The organism is Paracoccus sp. (in: a-proteobacteria) (assembly GCF_030538695.1).
GTDB lineage: Bacteria > Pseudomonadota > Alphaproteobacteria > Rhodobacterales > Rhodobacteraceae > Paracoccus.
The window spans coordinates 1-4,455 of record NZ_JAUNTN010000047.1 but is presented as its reverse complement, the minus strand read 5'-3'; the positions used below and the strand labels follow the sequence as shown (position 1 = coordinate 4,455).

The following is a 4,455-nucleotide window of genomic DNA, read 5'->3' as shown; positions in this document are numbered from 1 at the left end:
CACGAAGCCGCCTGATCAACGAAATCCAAAGCGGTAGAAACCGGGCGGTTACGATCTCCTTCTCGTCGAAGATCAGCAGACTGCAAATCGTAGCTTATGTCAGTGTCCGAATTTCGGGGGGTAGCTCATACTTCCAGATAGCCAGATTGCGGAGGATCATCAGATTTGCGACAGAGCAAATACGAAACTTGACTTGCCTGATCTGGGTTTTAGCACGTTGCGGATCAAATCAGGCGACCAGAAGGGCCCCAAACATATCGCACTGCAAAATCTCTTGTCGGCCGTCGTACGCCATAACCCACGTGACGCCTTTGCGGCTGAGTAGCCGTTCTTAAAGCCAATATCCTGAAGAGGGCAGAGCCGGTGTTCCAGCATCTTGATATACTTGGCTCTGACGCCGTCCCAAGACCATAAGCCTGATCTTCTAAATGGATGCCTGCCAAATCTCACGCTCCAACAGGCCTTATTTTTGTCAGAGTGTTTCAGATCGTCAGAACCGCCTCTGCCGCACTGATACTGCCGGTTTCCCACGCGGCTTCGGCCCAGACCGAGATTGGCCGGTCCGTTCGGAACAGAATATCCCGCTCGATCTCCATGCCGAACGGCAGGCGCAGCGCCCCGATCTCTGACAGGCTGAAACTGCCCAGTTCGGGATAGCCGAGATCGGCAAGGCCAAACAGGGTATCCCCATCCGGCTCCATCTCAGTGACCAGCCATGTGCCGGTCCCGACTGGGTTGAAGAATTTGACCACCGGAACATGATCCTGATCCAGGTTGCGGCCATTTGCCAGCAGGCGGGCGCGATGATCTGCGGTCAGGAGGATCATGCCGCGCTCCTTTCACGTTCAGGGATCGCGGCATCGGGCCTCGCCTCGGGCAGATGCGCCAAGAGCCAGTCGGAGGCTTTGCTGGCCTGCGATGCCGCGCGGATGATGGTGCGACTGTCCTCGCGCATGACCTCAAGCCACGATCCAATGTAATCGGCATGGCGCACCGTCGGCACGATCCCGAGCGTTGCGCAGCAAAAGGCGGCGGTCAGTTCGGCGACCAGTTCTTCCTGCGCATATTTCTTTGTGCCGAACCCGCCGCTCAGATCACGGTTCAGCCGCTTGGCGTGGCCTGTGGCGTGTCCCATCTCGTGCAGGGCCGTTCTGTGCCAGTTGATCGGCTCGAAATAGGCCTGTGGCGGCGGCACCTGCACATAGTCGAGCGACGGCATATAGAAGGCACGGTCGCCGCCGATACGAAAATCGATGCCGGTGGCGGCGATCAGCGCCTCGACCTGCGGCGCGATCAGGCCTTCCGGCACCGGCGGGGCGGTGACGGCAAGATCGTCGGGCAGGCCCTCGCATTGGGCGGTATTGAACACGGTGAAGCGAGCTGATGCCTGCTGTTATGAAACGTCTGGTGCTCCTTAAACGAAGGCAATCTCAGGCACGGTCACGCGGCTGATGATTTCGCCCTTGTTCACAGAGCGATAAATTGATCTGGGTGGGCGGGCTGCTTCATCGACGCTTCGGAGCACCCAGTTTCTGTGCTCCATCGTTTTCAACGACTGCGACAGGGCGCGATCTGAAACGGTTTTCAGGTTGCGCTTTATCTCATTGAAACCGCTTGGCTTATGGACCGCCGTCAACACCGGCAGGGTCCATGAGCGGCGCAACAGATCCTGATCTTCATCCGCAGATACGCTTAGAATCCTGTTGGCGATGGCAGCGGCAGTGACGCCTGACGCGGTGAGACGAAATTCCGGGCGCAACGGGTGCCCATAACCGGGATTTCGCTCGATCAGTCCCAGAGAAATCAGATGATCCACACTTTGCCTGAATGCACCCCGGCTTGCTCCGGTTGCTGTCAGCAGTGGTGCCTGCCGCCCTGCAACGCCTCTGTGCAGCTGTGACAGGATGGGAATGGCCCAGGCCCGCGAGGTGAGGTTGACAAATGAATTTATGTCCATAAAATATAGTTACCATATTACTTTTCGGAAGGAAAGACCATGCCACTGATTTCACCTGATGAAACGATAACGATCTCGATGTCCGTCAAGGATCGGCATGTCAGTGCCGCGTGGTATGGGCGCATGTTGGGCTTCGAGACAATCTACCATTCGGACGAGGCCGGATGGTCAGAGCTTCGGACCAACACGCCGGGGGTGACGATTGGTCTGGGCGAACATACCGTGCCTGTTCCGGGCAACTGTGTTCCAGTGTTCGGGATCGCGGATCTGGATACTGCGAGGGAAAAGCTGGAACAGGCCATGGTCAAATTCGACGGTGAAACGATTGTCGTTGAAGGTATGGTCAAGACAGCGACGTTTTATGACCCGGATGGCAACGCATTGATGCTTGCCGAAGACTTGACCAGAGGGGGCGAATAAGGCGCCTGCCTGTCAAAGCTGGTGTGGGCGGGTTGCCATCCCCGATTCAGGGACCGGGAGCCCGCAGAGAGGATTAGGAGATCCGTCAGGGTCATTGGCAACTCGGCAGATAAAGCGTCGGGGCCTCAGACCAATGCTGGATAGCGCGGGCCATGTTCTGTTCCTCAATGGCATCAGCCCCGGTGTAAAGGACGGCATCCGGCATGATCCGCGCGGGCGAAGCGTAATCGGTGCGATTGCCGTCGGCGCAATCAGGCAAGAAGGGCAGCAATATTGGTGCGGCCTCGGGCAGTATGATCCCCAAGGCCGCAGCCTGAGCATGATTGGCGAAGGACAGGCTATGCGCCCCTGCCGCTGCGATCAGTCGATAATAAATCCGGCGGATTTCGTCACATAGGGCGGTGAATATCTCGTTTTGCACCACCTCCTTACGGGCGGGCAGGACCAGTTTCAGATCGGCGCTGTGGATCACTTCGATGCGGGCGTGATACGAGCGATGCCAGAGCTGACCGAGCGATGGCAGCGGCACCCGCAGGGGAATGCCATGGACATTGGCGTTACCGTGTCGGCTGAACATGGTGGTATCACGTTCAAAGATGCCGATGCGGATGCCGCGCCAGGTTTCGATGTGATCGGCACCGGCGAGGAAATCCTCACGCGGCAGATCTTCACCGTTGAAGGTCACGGGCAGCGGATAGAACCGCGCGGCCTGCCTGATAGCGGCGGCAAGGTTGTCACGCGGACTTTCGGGAAAGACCACCGCCATGCCCTGCCAGCCATCGGGACCGGCACTGACGGTCACCGGCGCCTTGCCCGCGAAAGCGTCAGGGCTGGCCTCGATATGCCACGCCGCGCCAGTTCCCCTGCGCCGTGCAATGATCCCCGCGCCGCGATTGGCAAGCGCAAAGAAGCCCATTCCGGCCGCATCCTCTGCGGTGATGGTGTCATCGCCCCAGCCACTGCGGCCGAGCGAGAACAGGCTTTGCGGATCATCCAGCCCCGGCCCGTCATCCGCCACACGGATTGCCGCCCCGAATTGCGGATCATCGATCTGATCGACAGCAACCCGCGTCGCCCCGGCACGGCGGGCATTCTGCAACAGCTCGTTCAGGATATCGTCGAGCGAGGCATTGAACAGGCGCCCGACCTTGTCGATGGCCTCGGGCGCAACATGGGCGTGGAAGGAATAAGGGATCATGGGAAACTCCGCAATCAGGGTGAAGGCCCCGGACGCACTCTCGCCCGCAGGACCACCCCACCTCAGCACCGCTCTGTCCCTGTTCTGTTGCTGCCGGCCGATACCGTGGCCAACCATAGTCCCGCTGAAGCACTCCCCACGCGCGGCAGTGCGATCAGGCCGAACGGTTACGCCCGAGCCGCCATCACGAAGAAGTGATCCCTGTCCTTTTCAGGCTGTTTTCTACGCTATAGCTTTCCGTGCGGTGCTTCCACGAGGCTTCCACGGCGCAGTTTTACGTCCCACCAAATCGACATTAAAAACCCCCGCGAAGCTTTTGTGCTTGCGGGGTTTTGTGGATTGGTTGCGGGGATAGGATTTGAACCTATGACCTTCAGGTTATGAGCCGATAGATGCGGGATTTGCAATATGATTTCAAATCAATCGGTTACATAGACAGCCCTTTGATAGATTTAGCTTCCTTCGCCGTATCCGGCGGCATCCGCTGCTTTTCGTCGGGTCTCGATGGGGCTAAAACGGCGTTCAGCTGTTGAGCAGGCGTTGAGTCAACAGGTCCGGCGATGCCGCCAAGTTGGCGGAACTATGAGCCCTACCCTAACCCGCCGCCCTCTCCTCCAACGCTTCCACAAGACCGGAACAGGCCGGCGCGTTCACTTTCCGGTCCGTTCCGCGCTTTCCGGTCAGCCACCGTGCCACGCCCGCTGGCATGGATTCGATCAGATATCTCAGTGTGTGCAGCGGTATCGAGGCCGCGACGGTGGCCTGGCACGGTCTTGGTTGGCAGCCGGTCGCCTTCTCTGAAATCGAGCGATTTCCCTGCGCCGTTCTCGCCCACCACCATCCAAACGTCCCGAACTGGGGCGACATGACCAAATTCATG

4 protein-coding genes and 1 pseudogene are annotated in these 4,455 nt (G+C 58.9%); 1 reads left to right on the top strand and 4 read right to left on the bottom strand.

Annotated features, from left to right (window positions below):
- Positions 1-482 precede the first annotated feature (482 nt).
- The 3 genes and pseudogenes from Q4G24_RS16315 to Q4G24_RS16305 form a co-directional block, all read right to left on the bottom strand.
- Positions 483-827, bottom strand: coding sequence for a DUF2958 domain-containing protein (locus tag Q4G24_RS16315; protein WP_303367598.1), 345 nt, complete (start codon positions 825-827; stop codon positions 483-485).
- Positions 824-1,378, bottom strand: a pseudogene (locus tag Q4G24_RS16310) (ArdC family protein); the annotation flags it as partial. The gene Q4G24_RS16315 and the pseudogene Q4G24_RS16310, both read right to left, overlap by 4 nt.
- 36 nt (positions 1,379-1,414) lie before the next feature.
- Positions 1,415-1,816 (bottom strand): winged helix-turn-helix transcriptional regulator, encoded by a 402-nt coding sequence (locus Q4G24_RS16305; RefSeq protein WP_368660954.1) that lies wholly within the window; start codon positions 1,814-1,816, stop codon positions 1,415-1,417.
- Positions 1,817-1,996: 180 nt separating this feature from the next.
- Here Q4G24_RS16305 and Q4G24_RS16300 point away from each other — a divergent pair, with 180 nt between their 5' ends.
- A complete protein-coding gene (locus Q4G24_RS16300) occupies positions 1,997-2,377 on the top strand; it encodes a VOC family protein (RefSeq protein WP_303367596.1) in 381 nt (126 codons plus the stop codon).
- Between the two features lie 91 nt (positions 2,378-2,468).
- Here the strand turns inward: Q4G24_RS16300 and Q4G24_RS16295 are convergent, their stop codons facing one another.
- The gene (locus Q4G24_RS16295) at positions 2,469-3,575 is read right to left on the bottom strand and encodes an ATP-binding protein (RefSeq protein ID WP_303367595.1); all 1,107 of its coding nucleotides are present in this window, start codon (positions 3,573-3,575) and stop codon (positions 2,469-2,471) included.
- Positions 3,576-4,455: the final 880 nt, after the last annotated feature.

What these genes read in the sequence shown, in the direction of transcription:
- Q4G24_RS16295 (WP_303367595.1), bottom strand. Translation starts at nt 3,575, where the DNA reads ATGATCCCTTATTCCTTCCACGCCCATGTTGCGCCCGAGGCCATCGAC.
- Q4G24_RS16300 (WP_303367596.1), top strand. Translation starts at nt 1,997, where the DNA reads ATGCCACTGATTTCACCTGATGAAACGATAACGATCTCGATGTCCGTC.
- Q4G24_RS16315 (WP_303367598.1), bottom strand. Translation starts at nt 827, where the DNA reads ATGATCCTCCTGACCGCAGATCATCGCGCCCGCCTGCTGGCAAATGGC.